At 71.4% G+C, this 25,055-nt stretch carries 22 protein-coding genes and 1 tRNA gene; 17 read left to right on the top strand and 6 right to left on the bottom strand.

Annotated features, from left to right (window positions below; translation table 11 throughout):
- Positions 1–36: 36 nt before the first annotated feature.
- From FYX01_RS17555 to FYX01_RS17535, 5 genes are all read left to right on the top strand, one after another.
- Positions 37–3,342, top strand: a complete 3,306-nt coding sequence (locus FYX01_RS17555; protein WP_150242681.1) for a right-handed parallel beta-helix repeat-containing protein — start codon at positions 37–39, stop codon at positions 3,340–3,342.
- 251 nt (positions 3,343–3,593) lie between these two features.
- Positions 3,594–4,622: a LacI family DNA-binding transcriptional regulator gene (locus FYX01_RS17550; protein WP_150242679.1), complete on the top strand. Its 1,029-nt coding sequence runs from the start codon at positions 3,594–3,596 to the stop codon at positions 4,620–4,622.
- A gap of 255 nt (positions 4,623–4,877) precedes the next feature.
- On the top strand, positions 4,878–5,042 hold the full coding sequence (locus FYX01_RS17545; RefSeq protein ID WP_223830516.1) for a hypothetical protein: 165 nt from the start codon (positions 4,878–4,880) through the stop codon (positions 5,040–5,042).
- A gap of 54 nt (positions 5,043–5,096) precedes the next feature.
- Entirely contained in the window at positions 5,097–7,436 is a 2,340-nt protein-coding gene (gene yicI / locus FYX01_RS17540; protein ID WP_150242677.1) for an alpha-xylosidase, read from the top strand.
- A 268-nt stretch (positions 7,437–7,704) separates the two neighbouring features.
- A complete protein-coding gene (locus FYX01_RS17535) occupies positions 7,705–7,908 on the top strand; it encodes a cold-shock protein (protein ID WP_077689608.1) in 204 nt (67 codons plus the stop codon).
- A gap of 118 nt (positions 7,909–8,026) precedes the next feature.
- Here FYX01_RS17535 and FYX01_RS17530 read toward each other — a convergent pair whose 3' ends face one another.
- On the bottom strand, positions 8,027–8,500 hold the full coding sequence (locus tag FYX01_RS17530) for a hypothetical protein (RefSeq protein ID WP_150242675.1): 474 nt from the start codon (positions 8,498–8,500) through the stop codon (positions 8,027–8,029).
- A 143-nt stretch (positions 8,501–8,643) separates the two neighbouring features.
- Between FYX01_RS17530 and FYX01_RS17525 the strand changes: the two genes are divergently transcribed.
- The 8 genes from FYX01_RS17525 to FYX01_RS17495 all read left to right on the top strand — a co-directional run bounded on the left by FYX01_RS17525 (position 8,644) and on the right by FYX01_RS17495 (position 17,990).
- Entirely contained in the window at positions 8,644–8,928 is a 285-nt protein-coding gene (locus tag FYX01_RS17525; protein ID WP_150242673.1) for a hypothetical protein, read from the top strand.
- A 155-nt stretch (positions 8,929–9,083) separates the two neighbouring features.
- On the top strand, positions 9,084–9,326 hold the full coding sequence (locus tag FYX01_RS27290) for a hypothetical protein (RefSeq protein ID WP_394350479.1): 243 nt from the start codon (positions 9,084–9,086) through the stop codon (positions 9,324–9,326).
- Positions 9,230–9,430 carry a hypothetical protein gene (locus tag FYX01_RS17520; protein ID WP_150242670.1) on the top strand — a complete coding sequence of 67 codons (201 nt, stop codon included), beginning with the start codon at positions 9,230–9,232 and terminating at the stop codon, positions 9,428–9,430. Before FYX01_RS27290 ends, FYX01_RS17520 begins: the two co-directional genes overlap by 97 nt.
- A gap of 423 nt (positions 9,431–9,853) precedes the next feature.
- Positions 9,854–13,567: a nitrate reductase subunit alpha gene (locus FYX01_RS17515; protein WP_223830515.1), complete on the top strand. Its 3,714-nt coding sequence runs from the start codon at positions 9,854–9,856 to the stop codon at positions 13,565–13,567.
- Positions 13,567–15,285, top strand: a complete 1,719-nt coding sequence (narH, locus tag FYX01_RS17510; RefSeq protein WP_150242666.1) for a nitrate reductase subunit beta — start codon at positions 13,567–13,569, stop codon at positions 15,283–15,285. Before FYX01_RS17515 ends, narH begins: the two co-directional genes overlap by 1 nt.
- Entirely contained in the window at positions 15,282–15,941 is a 660-nt protein-coding gene (narJ, locus tag FYX01_RS17505; RefSeq protein WP_150242664.1) for a nitrate reductase molybdenum cofactor assembly chaperone, read from the top strand. Before narH ends, narJ begins: the two co-directional genes overlap by 4 nt.
- Positions 15,938–16,681 carry a respiratory nitrate reductase subunit gamma gene (gene narI / locus FYX01_RS17500; protein WP_150242662.1) on the top strand — a complete coding sequence of 248 codons (744 nt, stop codon included), beginning with the start codon at positions 15,938–15,940 and terminating at the stop codon, positions 16,679–16,681. Before narJ ends, narI begins: the two co-directional genes overlap by 4 nt.
- 109 nt (positions 16,682–16,790) lie before the next feature.
- Entirely contained in the window at positions 16,791–17,990 is a 1,200-nt protein-coding gene (locus tag FYX01_RS17495; protein WP_150242660.1) for a nitrate/nitrite transporter, read from the top strand.
- 40 nt (positions 17,991–18,030) lie between these two features.
- Here FYX01_RS17495 and FYX01_RS27050 read toward each other — a convergent pair whose 3' ends face one another.
- Positions 18,031–18,156, bottom strand: a complete 126-nt coding sequence (locus tag FYX01_RS27050) for a hypothetical protein (protein ID WP_263363762.1) — start codon at positions 18,154–18,156, stop codon at positions 18,031–18,033.
- A gap of 150 nt (positions 18,157–18,306) precedes the next feature.
- Complete coding sequence (locus FYX01_RS17490) at positions 18,307–19,032, bottom strand: helix-turn-helix domain-containing protein (RefSeq protein ID WP_150242657.1); 726 nt, start codon at positions 19,030–19,032, stop codon at positions 18,307–18,309.
- Positions 19,033–19,341: 309 nt separating this feature from the next.
- Here FYX01_RS17490 and FYX01_RS17485 point away from each other — a divergent pair, with 309 nt between their 5' ends.
- Positions 19,342–20,319, top strand: coding sequence for a universal stress protein (locus tag FYX01_RS17485; RefSeq protein WP_150242655.1), 978 nt, complete (start codon positions 19,342–19,344; stop codon positions 20,317–20,319).
- A 21-nt stretch (positions 20,320–20,340) separates the two neighbouring features.
- Here the strand turns inward: FYX01_RS17485 and FYX01_RS17480 are convergent, their stop codons facing one another.
- The 3 genes from FYX01_RS17480 to FYX01_RS17470 all read right to left on the bottom strand — a co-directional run bounded on the left by FYX01_RS17480 (position 20,341) and on the right by FYX01_RS17470 (position 23,164).
- Entirely contained in the window at positions 20,341–22,035 is a 1,695-nt protein-coding gene (locus FYX01_RS17480) for a sensor histidine kinase (RefSeq protein ID WP_190394369.1), read from the bottom strand.
- A 140-nt stretch (positions 22,036–22,175) separates the two neighbouring features.
- Positions 22,176–22,847, bottom strand: a complete 672-nt coding sequence (locus FYX01_RS17475; RefSeq protein WP_150242650.1) for a response regulator — start codon at positions 22,845–22,847, stop codon at positions 22,176–22,178.
- A gap of 243 nt (positions 22,848–23,090) precedes the next feature.
- Positions 23,091–23,164 (bottom strand) — tRNA-Pro (locus tag FYX01_RS17470).
- Here FYX01_RS17470 and FYX01_RS26740 point away from each other — a divergent pair.
- The 3 genes from FYX01_RS26740 to FYX01_RS26730 all read left to right on the top strand — a co-directional run bounded on the left by FYX01_RS26740 (position 23,137) and on the right by FYX01_RS26730 (position 25,027).
- The gene (locus FYX01_RS26740; protein WP_223830514.1) at positions 23,137–23,517 is read left to right on the top strand and encodes a chorismate mutase; all 381 of its coding nucleotides are present in this window, start codon (positions 23,137–23,139) and stop codon (positions 23,515–23,517) included. The two genes, FYX01_RS17470 and FYX01_RS26740, sit on opposite strands and share 28 nt — an antisense overlap.
- Before the next feature lie 101 nt (positions 23,518–23,618).
- Positions 23,619–24,323 carry an FAD-binding oxidoreductase gene (locus tag FYX01_RS26735; RefSeq protein WP_223830513.1) on the top strand — a complete coding sequence of 235 codons (705 nt, stop codon included), beginning with the start codon at positions 23,619–23,621 and terminating at the stop codon, positions 24,321–24,323.
- Between the two features lie 2 nt (positions 24,324–24,325).
- Entirely contained in the window at positions 24,326–25,027 is a 702-nt protein-coding gene (locus FYX01_RS26730) for an acyl-CoA dehydrogenase family protein (protein WP_223830512.1), read from the top strand.
- The last annotated feature ends 28 nt before the right edge of the window (positions 25,028–25,055 follow it).

Genomic DNA, 25,055 nt, shown 5'->3' with positions numbered 1-25,055 from the left:
CCCGCCACAGCCGTTCCCAGACATAGGAAGACACCGATGACCAGGCAGTTCCTCACCGTCGACCCCGACGCGCAGGACGCGCACGCGACGATCGGCGACGCGGTCGAAGCCGCCAGCGGCGGCGCGCTCATCACCATCGCCCCGGGACGCTACGAGGAGAGCCTCGTCCTACGCGGGGTGATCACCCTCGTGGCCCGGGACGGCCGCGGCAGCGTGGAGGTCACCTCCGGGTCCCGCAGCGCCGTGGTCTCGGGCTCCGAGGCGGGCAAGCTCTCCGGGCTCATCCTGCGCGGCCGGGGCTCCGACCACCCCGCGGTGGACATCCCCGCCGGGCAGCTGGAGATGGCCGACTGCGAGGTGGACGGAGCGGCCTGGACGGCGGTCTCGGTGCGCGGCGGCGGCGCGCTCGCCATGCGCGACAGCCGCGTCACCTGCTCCGGGGGCGCGGGCATCGTGATCACCTCCCCCGGACCGAGCGTCATCGAGGACTGCGTGGTCGAGGAGGTCGGCACCAGTGCCGTGGTGATCGGCGAGCAGGGGCGCCCCACCGTCCGGTCCTGCGTGCTGCGCGACACGGGCGGCAACGGGGTGTTCGCCAGCGGGCAGTCGGCGGGCACGGTCGAGGACTGCGACATCTCCGGGACGGGGAAGCCCGCGGTGGCGCTGGAGGAGGGCGCCGCCACCTCCCTGCTCGGGACGCGCGTGCACGACACGGGGGGCGACGGGCTGGTCGTCTCCAGCCGCGCGCGCCCGGTGGTGGAGGACTGCGTGTTCGAGGCCGTGGGCGGGCGCGGGATCGCCGTGCACAACGGGTCGGATCCGCAGGTGGCCCGGGTGCGCGTGGTGCGCTCCCAGGAGGTGGGCATCCACGTGTGGGGCAAGGCGCGCGGCACCTTCACCGACTGCGAGGTGGAGGAGTCGGGCGGCGACGCGGTACGCGCGGAGGAGCGGGCGTCCACCGCCTTCCTCGGACTGGCCGTACGCGGCGGGAAGGGGCTGCACCTGGGCGGAGACAGCGTCGCGGAGTTCGACCGGGGCCTGGTCAGCGGTACCGAGGGGCCGGGGGTGGTGGTCGAGGACTGCGCCCCCTTCCTGCGCGGGATGGCGATCACCGGTACCCGGGGGCAGGGGGCGGTGTTCGGCAGGGGCGGGCACGGCCGCCTGGAGGACGTGACGTTGGAGCGCACCGGCAAGAGCGCCGTGTCCGTGGACGAGGGGGCGCGTCCGCTGTTGACCGGCGTGCAGATCTCCGGGAGCCGCGACGCCGGGATCGCGATCGGATCGGGCGGGTCCGCGGACGTGCGTGACTGCGACGTCTCGGAGTGCGTCGGGGACGGGATCTCCGTGCGCGCCGGGGGGTGGGCGACGGTGCTGCGCACACGCGTGTACAACGGTCGCCGCAACGGCGTGCTGGTGGCGGCGAAGGCGAGCGCGACGCTGCGCAGGTGCGAGGTGTTCGACAACGGAGCCGACGGCATCCTCGTGCACTCCGCCGAGGACGTGGCGGTGGAGGACTGCTCGGTGCGCGGCAACGGCCGTTCGGGGCTGCGTCAGACCGTGGCCAGTGAGAGGGTGCGCACCGAGGAGCTGCTCAGCCACGGCAACGGGGCTCCGGACGCGTTCGGCGACGAGGCGGGCACTCCCGTCCCCGTGCCGGCCGTCCCCGCTTCCGCGAAGGGCGAGGAGGAGCCCGAGTCGGTCGGTCCCCTGCTGGCTCTGGAGTCGCTGGTGGGCCTGTCCGGGGTCAAGCACGAGGTCAGGACGCTCGTGACCCGCAACCAGATGGCCCAGCGCCGGGCGGAGATGGGGCTGCCCACGCCGCCCATGAGCCGCCACCTGGTCTTCGGCGGCGCGCCCGGCACCGGTAAGACGACCGTGGCCCGGCTGTACGGGCAGATCCTCGCCGAGCTGGACGTCCTCCGCTACGGGCACGTGGTGGAGGTGGCCCGCGCCGACCTGGTCTCGCAGTACGTGGGCGGCACGGCGATCAAGACCACGGAGGTGTTCGAGCGCGCCAAGGGCGGCCTGCTGTTCGTCGACGAGGCCTACACGCTGGCGGGCGGCGGGGAGGGCGGCGGCGGTCCCGACTTCGGCCGGGAGGCGATCGACACCCTGGTCAAGCTCATGGAGGACCACCGCGACGAGGTCGTGGTCATCGTCGCCGGGTACACCGACGAGATGCAGCGCTTCCTCGACACCAACCCCGGGCTGGCCTCGCGGTTCAGCCGGACCATCGAGTTCGCCAACTACGAGCCGGAGGAGCTGACGGAGATCGTGCGCAAGATGTGCGACGCGCACAGCTACCGGATGGACTCCGGGACCGAGGAGGCGCTGCTCGCCCACTTCGAACGGATTCCCAGGGGCCCGGCGTTCGGCAACGGCCGCGAGGCCCGCAAGGTCTTCGAGGAGATGATCGACCGCCAGGCGTTCCGGCTGGGCGGAACGGTCCCCGACGGTCCGGACTCGCTGACCCTCCTGCTGCCCGAGGACCTGGGACGGCCGGTCGAGGAGGAGCCGCTCGGGGGCACGGCCGACGGGATCGCGGCCCTGCGCGAGGAGCTGGACGCCATGGTGGGCCTGGCGAGCGTGAAGGAGACCGTCAACGACCTGGCCAACCTGCTGCTGATGTCACAGCAGCGGCGCGCCATGGGGCTCCCGGTGGCGCCGATGAGCCACCACCTGGTGTTCGCCGGGCCTCCCGGAACCGGCAAGACGACCGTGGCCCGGCTGTACGGGAGGCTGCTGCACGTCCTGGGGGTGCTGCGGAGCGACCACGTGGTGGAGGCGGCCCGCTCGGACCTGGTGGGGCGCTACGTCGGACACACCGCCCAGCTGACCGCCGAGGTGTTCGAGCGCGCCAGGGGCGGTGTGCTGTTCGTCGACGAGGCCTACACGCTGGCGCCGCGCGGGGCGGGCAACGACTTCGGCCAGGAGGCCATCGACACCCTGGTCAAGCTCATGGAGGACCACCGCGACGAGGTCGTGGTCATCGTCGCCGGGTACACCGACGAGATGGGGCGCTTCCTCGGCTCCAACCCGGGCCTGGCCTCGCGCTTCAACCACCGGGTGGAGTTCCCCGACTACGGCGACGACGAACTGGTCACCATCGTCGAGCGCATGGCGAAGGGCTCGGGGTACGACTGCGGCACGCCGACGTCGGCGGCGCTGCGCGAGCACTTCTCGGGGGTGCCGCGCGACGCGAACTTCGGCAACGCCCGCTACGCGCGCCAGGTGCTGGAGCGGATGATCACCCGGCAGGCGGGCCGTCTGGTCAACGGCGTCCGAAACGCCACCCGGGAGGACTTCACCGCCCTGCTCCCCGAGGACGTCCCGCCCCGCTGACGGCCTCCCGCCCGGACCGGCGGCGGCCCCGGCCGCTCCGGGCCCCTTCACCGATGATCTTGCCCCTGGCGGCACCCTCGACCGCCGACAGTGCCACTGGGGGCAAGATCATCCCTGCGGGGAGCGCGCGGGCCGTGGGGGTTGTCACAGGGGCGAGTGTTTCCTAACATGGCGAGCACCCGTCGAATCGATTCGACGGATATGCGCGCCGGCTTGTCGAAGCGATTCGACGCCACAGGGGAGGACACGCGATGGTGACCATCAAGGACGTCGCCGCGACGGCGGGGGTGGCGCCCAGCACGGTCTCCTACGTGCTCACCGGATCGCGCAGGGTCTCCGAACCGACCCGGACGGCGGTGCGTGCGGCGATCGACGCTCTGGGGTACCACCCCAACGCGGGCGCGCGCTCCCTGCGCAGCACCCGCACCCACGTGATCGCGCTGGCCCTGCCGCTGTCCTCGTCCGGCTACCTGCCGGTCGGCGGACGTTTCATGCACGGTCTGAGCCTCGCCGCCGGGGACCTGGGCTATGACCTTCTGCTCCTGACCGTCCGCGAAGACGACGCCGGAGCGCACGGGCTGGAACGCGCGGCACGCGGCAAGCTCGCCGACGTCGCGGTGATCATGGGCGTCGAGATGGAGGATCCCCGTATCGGCGCGATGGACGCGCTGGGGTTCCCCGTGGTGGTCCTCGGCCGCCCCGCCGACGAGGACGCGGCTCCCTGGGCCGACCTCGACTGGGAGGAGGCCGCGGTCGCGTCGCTGCGCCTGCTCCACGAGGCCGGACACCGCAGGCTGTGCTTCCTGTCGACGGTCGGGAAGGACATCGCCTCGGGCCGCAGCTACTCCGTACGCGGTCTGCGCGGGGCCGAACGCGCCGCCACCGAACTCGGCGTCCCCGTGCGCACCCTGCCCTCCTCCGAGGACTCCGCCGTGCTGCACCGGCGGCTGGGCGCGCTGTTCGACTCCGACGACGCGCCCACGGCGCTCGCCGTCCAGCATCCGGCGGCCGTGCCCGGCATCCTGCGACACCTCGCGGAACGCGGGACCGAGGTGCCGAGGGACGTCTCACTGGTGGCCGTCGGCAGCTTTCCCGAGGACCTCGGAGGACTCGACGTGACCCGGATCGAACTGCCCGTCGGGCGGATGTCGTCCGCCGTGGCCCGGTTGGCCGTCGCCGCCGCGCACGGAGGCCCCGCCGTCCACGACGCACCCGACGGGCGGAGCGAACTCATCCCGCCCGAGATCACCCGAGGAGGCACGGTCGCGCCCCCGGCCTGATCCGGGGCCGCCCGGCCCGTCCGGCTCCGGTGGCCCCGCCGCACACCGCCCACCGCCCACTGTCCACCGAACCGACCGCGACCCCCACGGCGACGGTCCCCCACGGCCCGCACCGCGTCGCGACGCGACCGCCGCGCCCACCCTCCCCGCCGAAGAGGCCCCGATGCACGAACACCCCCCGCCGTCCGCCCCTTCACCTTCCTGTTCGCGTGGTCGGACTTCCTCTTCGCCCTGACCCTGAACACGACCGACGCGGTGAAGCCGGTGACGCTCGGCATCTACGAGTACATCGGCGCGCACGTCGGCGACTGGGGCGCCGTCATGGCCGTGGCCGTCCCCTCCTCGATCCCCGCGGCGGTGCTCCTGGTCGTCGCGCAGAAGTACGTGGCGGCCGGGATCTCCGGCGGATCGATCAAGTGACCCACCGTCCGCACCACCGCGGACCAAGAAGAAGACGAGAGGGAAGAGCCACCCATGAAGTTCACCGACGGCTTCTGGCAGATGAGGGAGGGCGTCCGCGCGTACCACGCGCGTGAGGCGCGCGACGTCCGAGTACACGACGACCGGTTCACCCTCTACGCTCCCGTGCGTCCGATCCGGCACCGCGGGGACACGCTCAACACACCGCTGGTCACGGTCGACTGCTGGTCGCCCGCTCCCGACGTGATCGGCGTCCGGGCCACGCACCTGGCGGGTTCGGTCCGGCGCGCACCGGTGTTCGACGTGCGCAGCGACCCCGACGCTGCTCCCCGGGTGAGGCGGGACGGTTCCACCGTCGAACTGACCAGCGGAGCACTGTCGCTGCGCGCGAGCACCGACGGTCCCTGGCGGATGGAGTTCCGCGCCGGGGACACCACGCTGACCAGCGTCGACGCGAGGGGGACCGGCTTCGTCGAGGACGCGGACGGGGCCCACCACATGCTCGGTCAGCTGTCGCTGGGGATCCGCGAGCTCGTGTACGGCATGGGCGAGCGCTTCACCCCGTTCGTGCGCAACGGCCAGACCGTGGACATCTGGCAGGCCGACGGCGGCACGAGCAGCGAGCAGGCCTACAAGAACGTGCCGTTCTACCTGACCAACCGGGGCTACGGGGTGTTCGTGGCGCACTCCGGCCCGGTGTCGTTCGAGGTCGGCTCGGAGTCGGTGGGCCGCGTGCAGTTCAGCGTCGAGGACCACGCCCTGACGTACTACGTCGTCCACGGGGCGAGTCCCAAGGAGATCCTGGACAGGTACACGGCACTCACAGGCCGTCCCGCGCTGCCTCCGCAGTGGTCGTTCGGGCTGTGGCTGTCCACGTCGTTCACCACCTCCTACGACGAGGACACGGTGAACCGCTTCATCGACGGCATGGTGAACCGGAACGTGCCGCTCAGCGTGTTCCACTTCGACTGTTTCTGGATGCGCGAGTTCCACTGGTGCGACTTCGAGTGGGACCCCGAGGTCTTCCCCGACCCCGTCGGCATGCTCTCCCGGCTCAAGGCCCGCGGGCTGCGGACCTGTGTCTGGATCAACCCCTACATCGCCCAGCGGTCGGCGCTGTTCGAGGAGGGCGCCCGGCTGGGGCACCTGGTCCGGCGGCCGGACGGGACCGTGTGGCAGTGGGACATGTGGCAGGCGGGGATGGCGCTGGTCGACTTCACGTCTCCGGAGGCCCGCGCGTGGTACGCCGACAAGCTCAAACCCCTCCTGGACATGGGCGTGGACTGCTTCAAGACCGACTTCGGCGAACGGGTTCCGACCGACGTCGTGTGGTCGGACGGCTCCGACCCGCGGGGCATGCACAACTACTACACACAGCTCTACAACGCGACGGTGTTCGACCTGCTGCTCCGTGAGCGGGGGGAGGGAGAGGCCGTCCTCTTCGCACGTTCGGCCACGGCGGGCGGCCAGAGCTTCCCGGTGCACTGGGGCGGCGACTGCGCCTCGACGTTCGAGGCCATGGCGGAGAGCCTGCGCGGCGGACTGTCCCTGGGGCTGTCGGGGTTCGGCTTCTGGAGCCACGACATCGGCGGATTCGAGGGCACCCCGGACCCCGCGCTGTTCAAGCGGTGGCTCGCGTTCGGCCTGCTCTCCTCGCACAGCAGGTTGCACGGCAGCCGTTCCTACCGGGTGCCGTGGGACTTCGACGACGAGGCGACCGAGGTGGCCCGCACGTTCACCCGGCTGAAGTGCGGGCTCATGCCCTACCTGTTCGGAGCGGCCGTGCAGGCCCACCAGCGGGGCGTGCCCGTGATGCGCGCGATGCTGCTGGAGTTCCCCGACGACCCGACCTGCCACCACCTCGACACGCAGTACATGCTGGGTGGGGACCTCCTGGTCGCCCCCGTCCTGAGCCCGGACGGCTCCGTGGAGTACTACGTCCCCGAGGGCGTGTGGACCCGCCTGCTCACGGGCGAGACCGTACGGGGCCCGGCCTGGCGCCGCGAGGTCCACGGCTTCGACTCCCTGCCCCTGCTGGTCCGGCCCCGCGCCGTCCTACCCGTCGGCGCGGTGTCCGACCGCCCCGACTACGACTACACGGACGGACTGACCCTGCACGTGTACGGCGCCGGGGAGCCGGATCCGCCGCCCCGCTCCCCCACCGTCGTACCGGCCGCCGACGGCTCCGCCGCCGCGGTCTTCCGTACCGTGCGCTCCGGGGACGGGATCACCGTGGAGGCCGACACCGTTCCCGCCCACGGGTGGAGGGTCCTCCTGGTCGGCGTGCACGGCGCCGAACCCGTCGACTCCTCCGCGGAGGTCGCCATGACGGACGACGGTGTCCTCGCCTCGGTCCCGTCCGGGACCTCCCGCCTCCGCCTCAGACTGCTCTGACCTGCGATTCCGCCGTCGCGGGCAACGACGGCACAGGTCCCGGCAAAATTTGTTTCAACTGGTGCGGCTGGGGCGGAATACATCGAGGGTGTCGTTGTTGTATTGGGTGATCGTAGTTTTCTGTGTATGTGTTTGACCTAGTGTTTGACGCTCGCGGGAGTCGACGCGGGTGGTAGTCCGGCCAGGGATGGTGGGGCGCGCCGCTACTCGAGTGCGATCACGGATCCGCACCGTGGATTCGTACCCATCTGCCTGTCAGGAGACAGTTATGGCTCAGGGAACAGTGAAGTGGTTCAACGGCGACAAGGGCTTCGGCTTCATCAGCCAGGATGAGGGTGGCCCGGACGTCTTCGTCCACTACAGCAACATCGAGGGCAGCGGCTTCCGCAACCTCGAGGAGAACCAGCGTGTGGAGTTCGACGTCACGCAGGGCCCCAAGGGCCCGCAGGCCGAGCAGGTCCGCCCGGCCTAGCCTTCGGGCACGTGCCGCGGCGAGGCTGAAACGCCTCTCGTAACACCGAAACCGCCCTCCGCCCTTCCAGGCGGGGGGCGGTTTCGTCGTGTCCTGGTGTGCGCGGAGGCGCCCTTCCTCAGGACTCGTCCTCGGACAGCTCGTAGGCCAGTGCGGTGACCGCTCCGAAGGCCAGGTGCGGCACGATGTCGGAGATCCACGACGCGGCCGACCACTCACGGGGATCGGTGACCCCGAGCCCGGCCATGGGAGCGGTGCTGCCCAGGTTGGCCGCGACACCGGCTCCGATCGCGAGCAGGGAGACCGGCAGCCGCGGCCAGCGGGAGCGTGCGGTGCCGTAGAGCGTTCCCGCCACCACCCCCGTGGCGATCCCGAGCAGGGGTCCGATGCCCGAGCGCCGGTTGGCCTCCTTCTCGGAGTCGCGCCCGGCCCGGGACAGCCGTGCCCCGGTCACCTCCTCCACTCTTCGGACGGTCGTCTCCGGAGTCGTGCTGGCGGGCCTGGCCCGCAACGCCATGTCCAGGTAGGTGACCGTGTTGAGTGCCGTGGTCCCGGCGGCCCCGGCCATCGCACCGCGCAGTAGATGGGTCATGGCCTTCTCCCGTACGTCGGCTTCGTGCGCCTTGTGGTGGGACTCCCCTATCCCCGGCGAGGACCGGCAAACCCGGGGTGACGGCGTCGCCGCCACAGGTCCCGGTGGGATCCGCGCATCCGGAACACGGGAGGATGGGCGGTATGACTTTCCGAGACGACGCACAAAAACTCCTCCAGGCCGCACAGCATGTCAAGGCCGGCAAGGGCGGTCTCCCGGTCAACGTGGGAGACCTCGCGCGGGAGACCGGCTGGTCCATGAGCGCGGTGCAGACGACTCTGAGCTATGTGGACGGCAAGGGCTACCTCGCCGGCGTCTCGTACTCCGACGGTGACGGGGCGGTGGAGAACATCGGCAGGGACACCATCGTGTACTTCGACGACCTGACCGGGGCCGGCCACGCGGCGGTCGAGGCCGGCGTCGAGTAGGCGTGAGGGGCATCCGCCCGCGGGGGCGGCACCCCGATGACGGGACGGCCCCGGGCCGTCCGATCCTCCCCGAGGGCCCCAGACGGGTCCACGGCACCGGGTGAACGCCCCGACCGTCTTCGCGCTGGCCGTACCCATGGTGTGGCTGGCTCGCGGTGCTCGCCCAGGCCGTGCTCTTCACCGCGTTCGGCCCGGCGCTGCGGATCCCCGGATCCGGACGGGGCGTGGTGCCCGAGCAGCTCCCACTGTTCCTCGGCATGGGCGTGGTCCTGGGCTGTATCCGGCTGATCACGCGGAACGTGTGGGCCTGCGTGGGATCCACCTGGCCTTCCAGACCGCGGCGCAGAGCCTGCCGGACGGACACCTGTTCACTGTCGGGGGCGACCAGGAACTCCTGATGCTGACGGTCTTCCTCGGCCCCTTCGTGTTCGGCGTCCTGGTGACGGCGCTACTCAGCCGGGGCGAGGGGAACTGGAGCGGACGCGTCCCCGGCCCCGCCTGACCGCTCGGCGGAAAAGGGTCCCGTCCCCGCCGCACCCGGTCGGGCGGCGATCGACGGGCCGACTGCTTCCAGCCGAGCTTCTTCACGTGCGCCCGGACCGGCTCACCGGTCCGGGCGCCTGGCGGGTACGCGTCGGCCGCCTCTGAGCGGGACCGCGCCAGGACCTCGGGTCCCGGGCACACGGACTTTGGTCCCGCGAACGCGGACGATCGACCCCTATGGGACACGTATCCGGGGCTGGTGAGCTTGGAGAGGCGACGCGCCGCGACCTCGCAGCCGCCGCGCACCGCCGCAGAGGCATCATGACAGACGGTAGCTTTCCCATAACCCATGGTGCCCAACACCCCGCGCGGCTCGGCCTCCGGCGGGCGGCGCACCGCCACGGGGCGGTCCAGACAGGGCAGACAGAGAGGTGCTTCCGTCGTGAAACAGGCAGATCCGCGTGACAGAGGTGCGGACCGACCCGACGCGGGACTGGACGGTCCGGTGACCGAGGCGCTCCTGAGGACCCGGAGGTTCCTGCGCCCCCGTGAGGTGTCCCAGGACCTGCGCACCGTGCACCGGGCCGGAGGCCGCGACGCGGACACCTTCTACAGGGACCGCTGGAACCACGACAAGGTGGTGCGCTCCACACACGGCGTCAACTGCACCGGCTCGTGCTCGTGGAAGGTCTACGTCAAGGACGGGATCATCACCTGGGAGGGCCAGCAGACCGACTACCCGTCGGTGGGACCCGACCGCCCCGAGTACGAGCCGCGCGGCTGCCCGCGGGGCGCGGCGTTCTCCTGGTACACCTACTCCCCCACCCGGGTGCGCTACCCCTATGTACGCGGTGTTCTCCTGGACATGTACCGCGAGGCCAAGCGGCGCACCGGCGACCCCGTCCTGGCCTGGGCCGACATCGTCTCCGACCCGGAGAGGTCCCGCCGCTACAAGGCCGTGCGCGGCAAGGGCGGCCTCGTGCGGGCCTCCTGGGACGAGGCCGTGGAGATGGCCGCCGCCGCCCACGTGCACACGACCAAGGAGTTCGGACCCGACCGGGTCGCCGGCTTCTCCCCCATCCCGGCCATGTCGATGGTCTCGCAGGCGGCCGGATCGCGGTTCTACTCGCTGATCGGCGGGACGATGCTGTCCTTCTACGACTGGTACGCCGATCTGCCGGTGGCCTCTCCGCAGGTGTTCGGCGACCAGACCGACGTCCCCGAGTCCGGGGACTGGTGGGACGCCGGCTACCTGATCATGTGGGGGTCGAACGTCCCGGTCACCCGTACGCCCGACGCCCACTGGATGGTGGAGGCCCGCTACAGGGGGCAGAAGGTCGTCGTCGTCTCACCCGACTACGCCGACAGCACGAAGTTCGCCGACGAGTGGCTGGCCGCCCAGCCCGGCACCGACGGCGCCCTGGCCATGGCGATGGGCCACGTCCTGCTCAAGGAGTTCTTCGTCGACCGGACGACCCCCTACTTCGACGACTACGTCAAGCGCTACACCGACCTGCCGTTCCTCGTCCGCCTCGACCGGGACGGGGACTCCTACCGGCCCGGCAAGTTCCTCACCGCCGACGACCTCGGCGACACCGGCGAGAACGCGGCGTTCAAGACCGTGCTGCTGGACGAGCGCACCGACGAGGCGACCGTGCCCAACGGCTCCCTCGGCTTCCGCTACGGCGACGAGGGCAAGGGCCGGTGGAACCTCGAACTCGGCGGCACCGCACCGCTGCTGACCCTGTACGCCGACGGGGGCGAGACGGCCACCGTCGACCTGCCCCGCTTCGACAGCACCGCCGGCACCGCCGGGTCCCTGCGCCGCGGCGTGCCCGTGCGCGAGGTCGGCGGGCACCTGGTCACCACCGTCTTCGACCTGCTGCTGGCCCAGTACGGCGTCTCCCGTGGCGGGCTCCCGGGTTCCTGGCCGACCGGGTACGACGACGCCACCCAGCCCTGCACCCCGGCGTGGCAGGAGGCCGTCACCGGCGTCCCGGCCCACAAGGCCGAACGCATCGGCCGCGAGTTCGCGGCCAACGCCGAGGAGTCCCGCGGCCGGTCGATGATCATCATGGGGGCCGGGACCAACCACTGGTTCCACTCCGACACGATCTACCGGGCGTTCCTCACCCTGACGACGCTGACCGGCTGCCAGGGCGTCAACGGCGGAGGCTGGGCGCACTACGTCGGGCAGGAGAAGGTGCGGCCCATCACCGGATACAGCCAGCTCGCCTCGGCGCTGGACTGGTCGCGCCCGCCCCGCCAGATGATCCAGACCGCCTACTGGTACCTGCACACCGACCAGTTCCGCTACGACGCCTTCGGCGCCGACACCCTGGCCGCGGCGAACAGCGACGGAGCGCTCTCCGGCAGGTCCACCGCGGACGTGATCGCCCAGTCCGCGCGCATGGGGTGGATGCCCTCCTACCCCACCTTCGACCGCAATCCGCTCCAGATCGCCGACGACGCCGAGCGGGCCGGCCTGCCGGTGTCGGAGTACGTGCCGCGGGAGCTGAAGGCCGGGCGGCTGCGGTTCGCCTGCGAGGACCCCGACGCCCCGGAGAACTTCCCCCGGGTCCTGACCGTGTGGCGCGCCAACCTGTTCGGCAGCTCCGCCAAGGGCAACGAGTACTTCCTCAAGCACCTGCTGGGCGCCGACTCCTCCGTACGCGCCACCGAGGCCCCTCCGGAGGCGAGGCCCAACGACGTCGTCTGGCACGAGGAGGCTCCGGCCGGAAAACTCGACCTGCTGCTGTCGCTGGACTTCCGGATGACCAGCACCACCGTCTTCTCCGACATCGTGTTCCCCGCCGCCACCTGGTACGAGAAGCACGACCTGAACACCACCGACATGCACCCCTTCGTCCACCCGTTCAACCCGGCCATCGCACCTCCCTGGCAGGCACGCACCGACTTCGACGCCTTCGCCACGCTCGGCCGCGCCTTCAGCCGGCTCGCCGTCGACCACCTGGGCGTGCGCAAGGACGTCGTCGCGGTCCCCCTCACCCACGACACCCCCGACGCGATGGCCAACCCGCACGGACGTGTCCGGGACTGGAAGGCCGGGGAGTGCGAGCCGGTGCCCGGGTCCACGATGCCCAAGCTGGTGGAGATCGAGCGCGACTACACCGCGATCGCGGACAAGATGGGCGCCCTCGGCCCGCTGACCGAAAGCCTCGGGGCGACGACCAAGGGGGTGACGTTCGACGTCAAGCGGGAGGTGGACTACCTCGCGCACAAGAACGGTTCCGTCCGCGGCGGGGCCGCGAGCGGACGGCCGTCCCTGAGCCGGGACGTCCATATGTGCGAGGCGATCCTGGCGCTGTCGGGAACGACCAACGGACGCCTGGCCACACAGGGGTTCCACACCCTGGAGGAGCGCACGGGGACCCGGCTGGCCGACCTCGCCGCCGAACACGAGGGCAAGCAGATCACCTTCGCCGACGTCCAGGTCGCGCCCGTTCCCGTGATCACCTCCCCCGAGTGGTCGGGCAGTGAGAGCGGCGGACGCCGCTACTCGCCGTTCACCATCAACGTGGAGCGGAAGAAGCCGTGGCACACCCTCAGCGGGCGCCAGCACTTCTTCCTCGACCACGACTGGATGACCGAGATCGGCGAGAACCTGCCGGTGTACCGGCCGCCGCTGAACATGCACGCCCTCTTCAACGAGCCCGAGATCGGCGACACCGGCGAGCTCGGGGTCACCGTGCGCTACCTGACCCCGCACAACAAGTGGTCGATCCACTCGGAGTACCAGGACAACCTGCTCATGCTGAGCCTGTCCCGGGGCGGGCCGACGATCTGGATGAGCGTGCAGGACGCCGCCAAGGTCGGAGTGTCCGACAACGAGTGGATCGAGGCGGTCAACCGCAACGGGGTCGTGGTGGCCCGCGCCATCGTCTCCCACCGGATGCCGGAGGGGACCGTGTACATGTACCACGCCCAGGACCGGCTCATCGACGTCCCCAGATCGGAGACCTCGGGCAGGCGCGGGGGTATCCACAACTCCGCCACCCGCCTGCTCATCAAGCCCAGCCACCTCATCGGTGGCTACGCCCAGCTCAGCTACTCGTTCAACTACCTCGGCCCGACCGGTAACCAGCGCGACGAGGTGACCGTGATCCGCCGACGTTCCCAGGAGGTGCAGTACTGATGCGCGTCATGGCCCAGATGGCGATGGTGATGAACCTCGACAAGTGCATCGGGTGCCACACCTGCTCGGTCACCTGCAAACAGACGTGGACCAACCGCACCGGCATGGAGTACGTGTGGTTCAACAACGTCGAGACCCGCCCCGGTCAGGGCTACCCCCGCACCTACGAGGACCAGGACCGCTGGCAGGGCGGCTGGGAGCTCAACAAGCGGGGACGGCTCACCCTCAAGGCCGGCAACCGGCTGAAGAACCTCCTGACCATCTTCTCCAGCCCCAAGATGCCGTCCATCCAGGACTACTACGAGCCCTGGACCTACGACTACGAGACCCTGACCGACGCGCCCCTCCAGGAGCACACACCCGTCGCCCGCCCCAAGTCCCTGATCAGCGGCAAGAACATGGACATCTCCTGGAGCGCCAACTGGGACGACGACCTCGCCGGCGCCCCCGAGCTGGCCAAGGACGACCCGGTGCTGCAAAAGGTCTCGGACAAGGTCAGGTTCGAGTTCGAGCAGACCTTCATGTTCTACCTGCCCCGCATCTGCGAGCACTGCCTCAACCCCTCCTGTGCCGCCTCCTGTCCGTCGGGAGCCATCTACAAGCGCAGCGAGGACGGCATCGTCCTGGTCGACCAGGACAAGTGCCGCGGCTGGCGCAAGTGCGTCACCGGGTGCCCCTACAAGAAGATCTACTTCAACCACCGCACCGGCAAGGCCGAGAAGTGTACTTTCTGCTTCCCCCGGATCGAGGTCGGCCTGCCCACCGTGTGCGCCGAGACCTGTGTCGGACGGCTGCGCTACATCGGCCTGGTGCTCTACGACGCCGACGCGGTCCTGGAGGCCGCCTCCGTCGAGGACGACCGCGAGCTGCTCGACGCCCAGCGACAGGTCCTCCTCGACCCCGACGACCCACAGGTCGTCCGCGAGGCCGAGCGCGCCGGAATCCCCCGCGACTGGATCGATGCCGCACAGCGCTCACCCGTCTGGTCGCTGATCAACCGCTACGAGGTGGCGCTGCCGCTGCACCCGGAGTACCGCACGATGCCCATGGTCTGGTACATCCCGCCGCTGTCACCCGTGGTCGACGTGGTCTCCGACACCGGTGAGGACGCCGAGGAGCGGGGCAACCTCTTCGCGGCGATCGATTCCCTGCGCATTCCCGTGGAGTACCTCGCCGAACTGTTCACCGCCGGCGACACCGCACCGGTCACCGCCGTGCTCAAGCGCCTCGCCGCGATGCGCTCCTACATGCGCGACATCAACCTGGGGCGCGAGCCCGACGAGTCCATCCCCGAGGCGGTCGGTATGGACGGCGAGTCCCTCTACGACATGTACCGGCTCCTGGCCATCGCCAAGTACGACGAGCGCTACGTCATCCCGCCCGCCCACGCCGAACAGGCGCACGGCCTGGAGGAGCTGGCCACCGAGTGCAGCCTCGACTACGAGGGCGGTCCGGGCATGGGCGGCTGGGGGCCGTTCGGCGAGGGCTCCGGCGGCACCACGCCCATCGCGGTGGAGAACTTCCAGGCCCTCAAGCAGCGCCAGACCACCAACACCCTCGGCGACCCCGAGGACAAGGAGAGGCGCGTCAACCTGCTCAACTGGGACGGCAAGGGCAAACCCGAGGGACTCTTCCCGCCCAAGCCCGGCCAGGACCGCGGTGCTCCCGAACTCATGGACGGAACCGACCCCGACGCGGAGACGGACCCCAAGCCATGAGCCGGATCCTGAACGCCCTGCGCCGCCACCCGATCACCGAGCGCCAGCGCGCACTGACCCACCGGGTCGCCGCCCTCCTGTTGGACTACCCAGACGAGCGGCTCACCGCTCTGCTCCCGATGCTGCGCACCGCCGTGGGCGAGCTGCCCGAGCCCATGCGCGGACAGCTCGGCGGGGTCCTGGACCACATGGAGCGGACCCCGGCACGGAGCCTGGCCGAGCACTACGTGAAGACGTTCGACCTGCGCCGGCGCTCCTGTCTGCACCTGACCTACTACGCCTACGGTGACACCCGCAAACGCGGTACCGCGCTGCTCGGGTTCACCCACGCCTACCGCCTGTCCGGCTTCGACCCGGACACCGAGGAGCTCCCCGACCACCTGTGCGTCGTGCTGGAGTTCGCCGCCACCGTCGACCCCGACGCCGGCGCGCGGCTGCTCGTCCAGCACCGGGCCGGGCTGGAGCTGCTGCACCTCGCCCTCCAGGACGACGGCTCGCCCTACACGGGCGCCGTGTCGGCCGTGAGCGCCACCCTGCCTCCGCTGACCGGGCGGCTGCGCGACGCCGTGGCCCGCCTGGCCGCCGAGGGGCCGCCGGACGAGGAGGTCGGCCTCGAACCCTTCGCCCCGACGGACCACACGAAAGCGCACTCATGACCACCACACTCGACCTCGTGCTGTGGGTCGTTCTCCCCTACGCCTGCCTCGCCGTCTTCGTCGTCGGCCACTACTGGCGCTACCGCTACGACAAGTTCGGCTGGACCACGCTGTCCTCCCAGCTCTACGAGAGCCGCCTGCTGCGCTGGGGCAGCCCGCTGTTCCACTTCGGCATCCTCGCGGTCTTCCTCGGCCACGTCATGGGCCTGGGCATCCCCAAGAGCTGGACCGAGGCCGTGGGCGTCTCCGAGGGGGTGTACCACGTGCTGGCCGTCGGCGTCGGCGCCGTCGCCGGATTCTGCACGCTGGTGGGCATGGCGATCCTGGTCTACCGCCGTCGCACCGTCGGCCCGGTGTTCAGCGCCACCACGCGCATGGACAAGGTCATGTACCTGGCCCTGGCCGTGGTGATCCTGCTGGGAATCGGCAACACCGTGGGCGGCAACATCATCGACCACTACGACTACCGCGAGGGCCTGTCCGTCTGGTTCCGCGGCATCTTCCGCTTCGACCTGCGCCCCGAACTCATGGCCGAGGCACCGTTCACCTTCCAGGCCCACGCGGTGACCGCCTTCCTGCTGTTCGCGCTGTGGCCCTTCACCCGCCTGGTGCACGTCTTCAGCGCGCCCATCGGCTACCTGTGGCGCCCCTACGTGCCCTACCGGAGCAAGGAGGACCGCCTGGGACAGCGCCGGGGAAACCGCGGCTGGGAGCGCGTCGGCGAGAACAGGCGAAGGTGAACACCCGCGCGCGGGCCAGGGCGGCCACCCCGCTCCCCCGGCCCCCTGAAAGGCGACGGCCCGGCTCCCCGGGCCGTGTCGGACTCGAACGACCTGGAGATGGAACGCGATGAATGCCGAGGCGGGAAAGACCGCTTCCGAAGGACGCGCCGGCGTGAACCTCGCCTTGGCGACGGCCGCGTTCGTGCTGCTGTTCTGGGCGTGGAACCTGATCGGGCCGCTGGCACCGGCCTACAGCGAGCGCCTGGACCTGACCCCCACCCAGACGTCGGTGCTGATCGCCTTCCCCGTGCTGATCGGCTCCCTGGGGCGCATTCCGGTGGGCGCCCTGACCGACCGCCACGGGGGGCGGCTGATGATGGCCGCCATCTGCTTCGTCTCGATCATCCCCGTGCTGCTCCTCGGGTTCCTCGGAAGCTCGTTCGCGGCGCTGCTGGTGCTCGGCTTCTTCCTGGGCGTCGCGGGGACGTCGTTCGCCGTGGGGGTCCCCTTCGTCAGCGCGTGGCACCGGCCCGAGCGGCGTGGCTTCGCCACCGGCGTCTTCGGCGCCGGGATGGGCGGCACCGCACTGTCGGCGTTCCTCACCCCCTACCTCGCCGAGATGCTCGGGATCACGGCGACGCACGTCCTCATGGCCGTGGTCCTGGTGGCCATGGGGGTCGTCATGCTCGTCTTCAGCAGCGACGCACCCGGTTGGCACCCCAGCACCGCGCCGGTGCTCCCCCGGATGCGGGAGGCACTCGGCATCAAGGCGACCTGGCAGAACATGCTGCTGTACGCGATCGCCTTCGGCGGTTTCGTGGCGTTCTCCACCTACCTGCCGACTCTGCTCAACACTGCCTACGGGTTCGCCCAGACGGAGGCGGGGCTGCGCGCGGCGGGCTTCTCCCTCACGGCGGTCGTCGCGCGTCCCGTGGGGGGCGTGCTGTCGGACCGGATCGGCCCCGTACGGGTCTGCCAGATCTCCTTCGTCGGTACGACGCTCATGGCCCTGGCCCTGGTCTTCCAGCCCCCGGCGGAGCTGGCCGCGGGCACCGTCTTCGTGCTCATCGCGGCGTTCCTGGGGCTGGGCACCGGCGGCGTCTTCGCCCTCGTCGCCCAGCTCGTGGAGCCGGCGCGCGTGGGCACGGTCACGGGCATGGTCGGAGCCGCCGGCGGCCTCGGCGGCTACTTCCCTCCCCTGGTCATGGGAGTCGTACTGCAGGCCACGGGCGCCTACACCATCGGCTTCGTCCTGCTGGCGGCCGCCGCCCTGGGGGTGGCGGTGTACACCTCGCGCGCCTTCCGCGACGTGCCGAAGCCGGCGTAGACCGACGTCCGTGAGTGTGCGGGCGTCGGCGTCCGCACGCTCACGGGCTGTCCCCGGCCGCCTCCAGCTCCGCCAGACCGGAGACCACGGCGGCGGCTCCGTGGGTGCGGAGCCGTGCCGACCGGCCGAGGAAGCCGCTCGGACGTGTGGCCTCGTTCCTCCTCACCCACGTTCTCCCGCGCACCCCTGTCGCGAACAGAGGCGGCCGACCGCGGGCGGCGGTCCTTCGTACCGTCCAGGAGGGGCCTTGGTCCCCACGCCGGATCCGCTCCGGACGGAGGGGCCGCGACGCCCTCGCGCCGGAGCCGGAGGCTCCTCAGTACCGGAACGCCGGCCCCTCGGCCTCGCCCGGTGCCGGTCCGCTCCTCGCGTGCGGGACGCGCCCGCCGACACGGCGGCCGGTGATCCCCTCCGGTTCGACACGGATCCAGGCCTCGCGCTCACCGCCCGCCCACGGGCGCGGGAAGCGGTGCCCACGCAGGGCGGCCAGTTCGGCCCCGTCACCGACACGGCGGGCGCGCCCGGCGACGAGCACACTCCAGCCCTCGCTCATGGCGCCGTCGATCCGGTCGACCTCGAAGCCCATCGGACCGGGCACGTGGCGGCCGATGACACCGTCGGCCGCGGTGCGGAAGACCACCGTGCCGTCGCTGAGGACGTAGTTGACCGGCAGCACGACGGGTGCGGTACCGGCGCTATCGGTGAAGGCGACGCGGCCCACCCCGCCGGGTTCGAGGAGTGCCAGGCACTCCTCGGCCGTCAGTGTCCGTGTCTCCGGTTCGGGCACGGCGGTGGAGGCGCTGCCGGGCGGTGTGTCGGTGTCGGCCCCCAGCAGGTGCTCCGGAGAGGTGCCCAGCGCGTGCGCCAGGTGGTACAGCGCCTCCTGGCTGAGGCGCGCGGGCTGCTCCTCCAGGTACTCCGCGTAACCGGGATCCATCCCGGCGCCCTCGGCCATCTCGGCTCGGCTCATCCCCAGTTCGGACCGGCGCTGGGCGATGCGGCGCCCGATATCGCTACCGCCCGTGCCGCGTTCCCGCCCCATCGTGCCTCCTCGTGTTCCTTCCGTTCCCTCAGGTCATCGTGCCCCTCCGCACGCACCGTCACGCACGGGGGTACGGGTGGGCCATGGGGCGTCGGGTCCTCGGCAGCAGGGCGAAGGCCCCCTTCCCAGCGCCGAGATCCGGGACGAAGGGCACACCGCCCCGGGGACGACGGCGCTGACACACCGCGAGCGTCTCGGACATACTTGGTTCGTCGCCGGAACACGGGCGCGCACCGCACCGCCCCGCGAACACCGCACCACCACCGCACCCGGAGCCATCGCCGCACCGGAGGAGAGGACGACCACACCATGAACGACACCGACGACGCCCGTGACAGCGGACGCGCCCAGGAACGGAACGACACGACGGGGATCGTCGTGGGCGTGGACGGCTCGCCGGCGAGCCGGTCGGCCCTGGAGTGGGCGGCCCGTGCCGCCGCCGACCGCGGTCTGGAACTGCTGGTCCTGCACGCGCTGAGCATGCCCGTGATCGGCGCGCCGCTGGGGCACACCCTGCGGATGCCGCCGTCGCAGGAGCTCACCGACTGGTCCGCGCACCTGCTCCGAGAGGCCGTCGACCACGCCACCCGGGCCCACCCCGGCCTGGAGGTGCGCACCAGGGTCTCCATGGTGGATCCCGCCCATGCCCTGCTGACGGCCTCGCGCACGGCCGCGATGGTCGTCATGGGATCGCGCGGCCTGGGCGGTGTCGCCTCGGCGTTCCTGGGGTCGGTGAGCATCCGCGTCAGCGCGCACGCGCCCTGCTCCGTCGTGGTGGTACCGGCTCCCGGAGAGGCCGCGGCCGGAGGGGAGCGGCGGGAGCGCGAGAGCCGCGGACGCGTGGTGGTGGGTCTGGACGGGTCCCACGACGCCGAGACCGCGCTGCGCTTCGCCTTCGACGAGGCCGCCCGTACCGGCGCGGAACTCGTCGCGGTGCACGCCTGGACGGTGTCGGTGCCCCTCGACGTCACGGCGTTCGCGGCCGCCGCCTACGCCGCCGACCGCGAGGACCTCGCCGTACACGCCGACAGGTACGTCCGCGCCGTGGTGGAGGAGACACGCGGCGAACGCGCCGAGGACGTTCCCGTCCGCTTCGCCGTGGTGGAGGACCAGGCGGCCCACGCCCTGCTGTCCCAGGGCGAGGACGCCGATCTCATCGTCGTGGGCTCGCGGGGGCGCGGGGGCTTCACCGGGCTGCTGCTGGGATCGGTCGGCCAGTCGGTGCTGCACCACGCCCGGGTACCGGTGGCCGTGGTGCGCCCCCGTACGGAGGAAGCCGGCGACTGACCACCGGCGCGCGGCGCGGCCTCAGCCGAGGCCGTCCTCGTCGAGGGGGACGCACCAGTTCAGCCGTGTGCCGCCGCCGGGCCGCCGGCCCGCCTCGAACGTGCCGCCGCACTGGGCGGCGCGTTCGGCGAGATTGCGCAGCCCGCTGCGGCGCCCTCCCCCGGACAGGCCCACGCCGTCGTCCTTCACCTCCACGCTGATCCCGCCGTCGACCACGACCCGGATCTCCACCCGTGACGCGCCGGCGTGGCGGGCGATGTTGGACAGCGACTCACCCAGCACCGCCAGCACGTGCTCGCCCACGTCGTCGGACACCAGGCTGTCGATGGGTCCCTCCAGCCGCAGGTCGGCCGAGAAGCCCAGGGGCTCGGTGGCGGCGTTGACCACGTCCAGGATCTGGTTGCGCAGCCAGCAGCGGTCCTCACCCACGTGCTGCAGCGCGAAGATGGTCGAACGGGTCTGGCGGATGGTGTCGTCCAGGTCGTCCACGGCCTGCTGCACCCGCTGGGCGGGTTCGGGGTTGTCGATACGGCGAACGGAGCTCATCAGCGACATCGCGATGGCGAACATCCGCTGGATGATGACGTCGTGCAGGTCCTTGGCGATGCGGTCGCGGTCCTCCAGGATGCTCAGCCGCTCGGCGTCGCTGCGCGTCTCGGCCAGCTCCAGGACCACCGCCGCGTGGCCGACGAAGGTGTGCAGCATCCGTACCGTGGTGCGCGCGAACGGCGCGGCGCCCTCGCCGCGCCCCAGCACCAGTACACCGCGGGTGTTCTCGCCCGCGCCCAGGGGCACCAGCAGCACCGGCCCCAGGCCCAGCCCCTCCAGCAGGGGCGTGGATACGGAGTGGGGGCGGCTGATGTCGGTGATGACGGGCGCCTCACTGCGCAGGGCCCGCCCGACCAGGGTGCCCCGCGTCGCCGCGGAGCGCCCGCGGACGAGGCCGGCGTCGGGCCCGTCGGCCACACGGACGGTCAGTCGCTCCTCCCCCTGCTCCGGGACGGCGATGGCCGCCAGGCCGGCACCGGACATGTCGCGCGATCGCCGGGCGATCAGGTCCAGCACCTGACCGGTGTCGGCACCGGTCAGCAGCCGGGTGGTGATCTCGTCGGAGGCGGCCAACCACATCTCGCGGTGGCGGGTCTCGTCGTAGAGGCGGGCGTTCTCGATGGCCACGCCGGCCGCGGTGGCCAGGGCCACCACGATGGCCTCGTCGTCCTCGTTGAAGTCGGCGCCGTCGGCCTTCTCGGTGAGGTAGAGATTGCCGAAGACCTCTTCGCGTACACGCACGGGTACGCCGAGGAACCCGCGCATGGGCGGGTGGCCCTGGGGGAAGCCGCGGGACTCGGGGTGGTCGGCGAGTTCGCGCAGCCGCAGCGGTCGCGGCTCCTTGATCAGCAGTCCGAGGATGCCGCGGCCCTCGGGCCAGTGCTCGATGGCGGCGATCTGCTCCTCGCTCAGGCCCACCGGAATGAACCGCTCCAGCTCCCCGCCGTCGCCGATGACCCCCAGAGCGCCGTAGCGCGCGTCGACCAGGTCCATGGCTGCTTCGACGATGCGGCGCAGCAGCGTCTCCAGTTCGAGGCCGGTGCCGATCATGACGACCGCGTTGAGCAGGGAGTGCACCCGGTCGCGGGTGAGGATGGCTGCGCTGAGGCGGTTCTGCAGCTCCGCGAGCAGCTGGTCGAGCTGCATCTGCGGAATCAGCATCTGCATCCGCTCGGTCTCGGGACCGTCACCGGACACGTTTCACCTCCGAGACGTCGGCGCAGTCCGCTCACTGACCGACGGCCGTACCCTACACACGATTCTAGAGGGGGTGCCCACCGCCCGGAGCGGCGGCCGTGCGGGGGCCGTCAGTCGGAGTCCTGGCGGGACACCCGCGACTTCAGCCGGGCGGCGTAGGCGGCCACCTGGGTGCGGCGCTGCATCTCCAGCTTCGACAGCACGCTGGAGACGTAGTTCTTCACGGTCTTCTCGGCCAGGAAGACGCGCTCGCCGATCTGTCGGTTGGTCAGGCCCTCACCGATCAGCTCGAAGACGCGACGCTCCTGATCCGACAGGACGGCCAGCGGGTCCTCGTGCGCGGCGCTCTCGCGTATGCGGCGCATGATCCGGGCCGTGCTCCGGGGGTCCAGCAGGGATCCGCCCGCGGCGACGGTGCGGATGGCGCCCACCAGGTCCGAGCCGTGGATCTGCTTGAGCACGTAGCCCGAGGCCCCGGCCATCACCGCGTCGTAGAGCGCGTCGTCGTCGGCGTAGGAGGTGAGCACCAGACAGGCCAGCTCGGGTAGGCGCGAGCGCACCTCGCGGCACACCTCCACGCCGCTGCCGTCGGGCAGGCGGACGTCCAGCAGCGCCACGTCGGGCCCGACCGCCGGTATGCGCGCGATCGCCTCGGCCGCGCCGGCGGCCTCGCCCACCACCTCCATGTCGGACTCGTCGCTGATCAGCGCGCCGACACCGCGCCGCACCACGTCGTGGTCGTCGACCAGGAACACCCGGACGGGACCGTCGGTCTCGGCCATGGGAGGTCACCTCACTTCCGCTGCGGCACCGCCGCCAAGATACCGTGCGGTCCGGGAGCCGCCGCGCCGGTACCGCGTGGGCCCGTCATGTCCCGACTTCCCGGACCCGCCGCCGTCACCGCGTGTACCTCGTGCACGAACGCGCCCGAGAGGTCGGTGACACCTCTTGGGGACGGCACCGACCGGGAACGCGCAAAGGGGCCCGCCCTCGGGCGGACCCCTCCACGACCTGCTGTTTCTCTGTCGGGACGGCGGGATTTGAACCCACGGCCCCTTGACCCCCAGTCAAGTGCGCTACCAAACTGCGCTACGTCCCGTCCGCCGTGCGAACGCCGTCCCCGGCGTCCTCGACGGGGAAGACTCTACCGCATTCCCCGGACCGCTCGCGCCGCGGTTCCGGCTCGGCGCCCTCCCTGCCGGGTCCGCGTCGGGCTCCCCCGCCGATGCGGAGTGTCTGTGGTTCACCATGACCCCCGACCTGACAGCGGACGTTCCGCCGCTGGTCCTATGCGAACACCGCATGCTCGACGTACCGATGCTGTGCGCCTCCGAACCCGACTGGGACGGCCGGGTCCACCACACCATCCGCGTGATGGCGCTGGCCCGCGTGGACGCGGGCCGGGAGATCGACCATGTCTACCTCGACGGAGCCACCCGGGACCGTCCCTGAGCGGCCGTCCGCGTACCGGGAGACACCGGCCCCCCGAGAACGCTTCGCCCCGCACCCGAGCACGCCAACGTGTCCGGGTTCTCCCCCGCGGCACCCTGGCCGTGCTGCGCCCCTCGCGGGCCGAGCAGGTCCCCGAACTGGTACGGCTCTTCGACTCTCCCGAGACCCCCTCCCTGTACGCGGTCTCCACCGGCCACAACTGGGGACTGGGCTCACGCGAACCGGTCGGGGACGGCGCCGTCCGACTCGAACTGCACGGAATGGACCGCATCCGCCGCCTCGACACCGACCAGGGTTGGGCGATCATCGAGGCGGGGGCGACCCAGCGGCAACTGTCGGAGCAGCTGATCGGCACGCGCCGCCTGCTGAACGTCACCGCCTCCTCAGCCCACACCAGCGTCCTCGGCAACGCCCTGGACCGGGGTGTGGGGCTGCGCCGCCAGCGCACCCACGACCTCGCCGGACTGGAGGTGGTCCTACCGGGAGGGGAGGTGACGCGCGTGGGCTGGTGGCCCGGCGACCGGGTCGGTGCACCCAATCCGCACGGACTGGGGCCCTCGCTCCTGCACCTGTTCACCCAGTCCGACCTGGGGATCGCCGTCGCGGGAGCGGTGCGGCTGCCCGTCCGCCCCGAGGTCCAGCACGTCCTACGCCTCACCTTCGGAGCCGCCGACCTGGCCCCGGCCGTGGACGCGTTCCGCCGATGGCAGGGCCAGGGCCTGCTCCAGGGCATCCTCAAGATCTACGACACCACCTCCGCCTCCTCCTACGGCATCCCCGCTCCTCCGGTTACCTGGCGCACCTGAGCGTGGGCGGTACAGCCGAGTCCGCGGAGGCCCTGCTCGGCGTTCTGGCCACCGAAGCCGAGGCGGCCAAGCTGTTCACCTCCGTGCGGCGCTCCGACCACACCCCTCCCGAACCGGACGACGTGGTCTCCCGCGTGGTCGAGGCCGGGTATGCGGGCGACGTCTCCCACCACGAGGAGATGCTGCGCTCCGCCGTCGGCCGGAACGCACCGGACGTGGACTCCGAGGGCAACGGGCGGATCTTCTTCCTGCCCCTGGTCCCCCGCACCGGGCGGGACGTGACGGCCGCCCTCACCCTGCTCGACGACGTGCGCGTGCGGACCGGACTACGCCCGGGCGCCACCGTCAACGCGCTGGACCACGACGTCGTGGACCTGGTGGTCTCCCTGCGCTTCGACCGCTCCGACCCCGGGGAGGCCGCCCGCGCGCACCGGGCACTCGACCTGCTCCACGAGGAGTTCACGTCCGCCGGCTACCTCCCCTACCGGCTCGACGTGGACCACGCCTTCCGCACCGCCCGCTCGATCGTGCACCGGCTCTTCGACCTGGCCGGCGGGGCGTCCGTCTACCGCAACCGCTCCCCGATGGACCGGTGGCTGCGCGACGCCAACACCATGTGCCAGCACGCCGTGGCGCAGGACTCGGTCCTCCAGCTGACCGGAAACGTCCTGCTCGGCGGCGACTCCACCCCGCCCTTCTTCTGATCCCGCACGACGCCCGACCCGCCGAACC

Origin of the sequence: Nocardiopsis quinghaiensis, assembly GCF_008638365.1 — a bacterium.
In the GTDB taxonomy this organism is placed as follows: domain Bacteria; phylum Actinomycetota; class Actinomycetes; order Streptosporangiales; family Streptosporangiaceae; genus Nocardiopsis; species Nocardiopsis quinghaiensis.
This window is presented reverse-complemented; position numbering and strand designations above follow the sequence as displayed.

Excerpts from the sequence above, each read along its gene's own strand:
- FYX01_RS17530 (WP_150242675.1), bottom strand. The coding sequence starts at position 8,500 with ATGACCCATCTACTGCGCGGTGCGATGGCCGGGGCCGCCGGGACCACG.
- yicI (WP_150242677.1), top strand. The coding sequence starts at position 5,097 with ATGAAGTTCACCGACGGCTTCTGGCAGATGAGGGAGGGCGTCCGCGCG.
- FYX01_RS17550 (WP_150242679.1), top strand. The coding sequence starts at position 3,594 with ATGGTGACCATCAAGGACGTCGCCGCGACGGCGGGGGTGGCGCCCAGC.
- FYX01_RS17555 (WP_150242681.1), top strand. The coding sequence starts at position 37 with ATGACCAGGCAGTTCCTCACCGTCGACCCCGACGCGCAGGACGCGCAC.
- FYX01_RS17525 (WP_150242673.1), top strand. The coding sequence starts at position 8,644 with ATGACTTTCCGAGACGACGCACAAAAACTCCTCCAGGCCGCACAGCAT.
- FYX01_RS17480 (WP_190394369.1), bottom strand. The coding sequence starts at position 22,035 with ATGCAGATGCTGATTCCGCAGATGCAGCTCGACCAGCTGCTCGCGGAG.
- narJ (WP_150242664.1), top strand. The coding sequence starts at position 15,282 with ATGAGCCGGATCCTGAACGCCCTGCGCCGCCACCCGATCACCGAGCGC.
- FYX01_RS17535 (WP_077689608.1), top strand. The coding sequence starts at position 7,705 with ATGGCTCAGGGAACAGTGAAGTGGTTCAACGGCGACAAGGGCTTCGGC.
- narI (WP_150242662.1), top strand. The coding sequence starts at position 15,938 with ATGACCACCACACTCGACCTCGTGCTGTGGGTCGTTCTCCCCTACGCC.
- FYX01_RS17490 (WP_150242657.1), bottom strand. The coding sequence starts at position 19,032 with ATGGGGCGGGAACGCGGCACGGGCGGTAGCGATATCGGGCGCCGCATC.
- FYX01_RS17495 (WP_150242660.1), top strand. The coding sequence starts at position 16,791 with ATGAATGCCGAGGCGGGAAAGACCGCTTCCGAAGGACGCGCCGGCGTG.
- FYX01_RS17485 (WP_150242655.1), top strand. The coding sequence starts at position 19,342 with ATGAACGACACCGACGACGCCCGTGACAGCGGACGCGCCCAGGAACGG.
- FYX01_RS17475 (WP_150242650.1), bottom strand. The coding sequence starts at position 22,847 with ATGGCCGAGACCGACGGTCCCGTCCGGGTGTTCCTGGTCGACGACCAC.
- narH (WP_150242666.1), top strand. The coding sequence starts at position 13,567 with ATGCGCGTCATGGCCCAGATGGCGATGGTGATGAACCTCGACAAGTGC.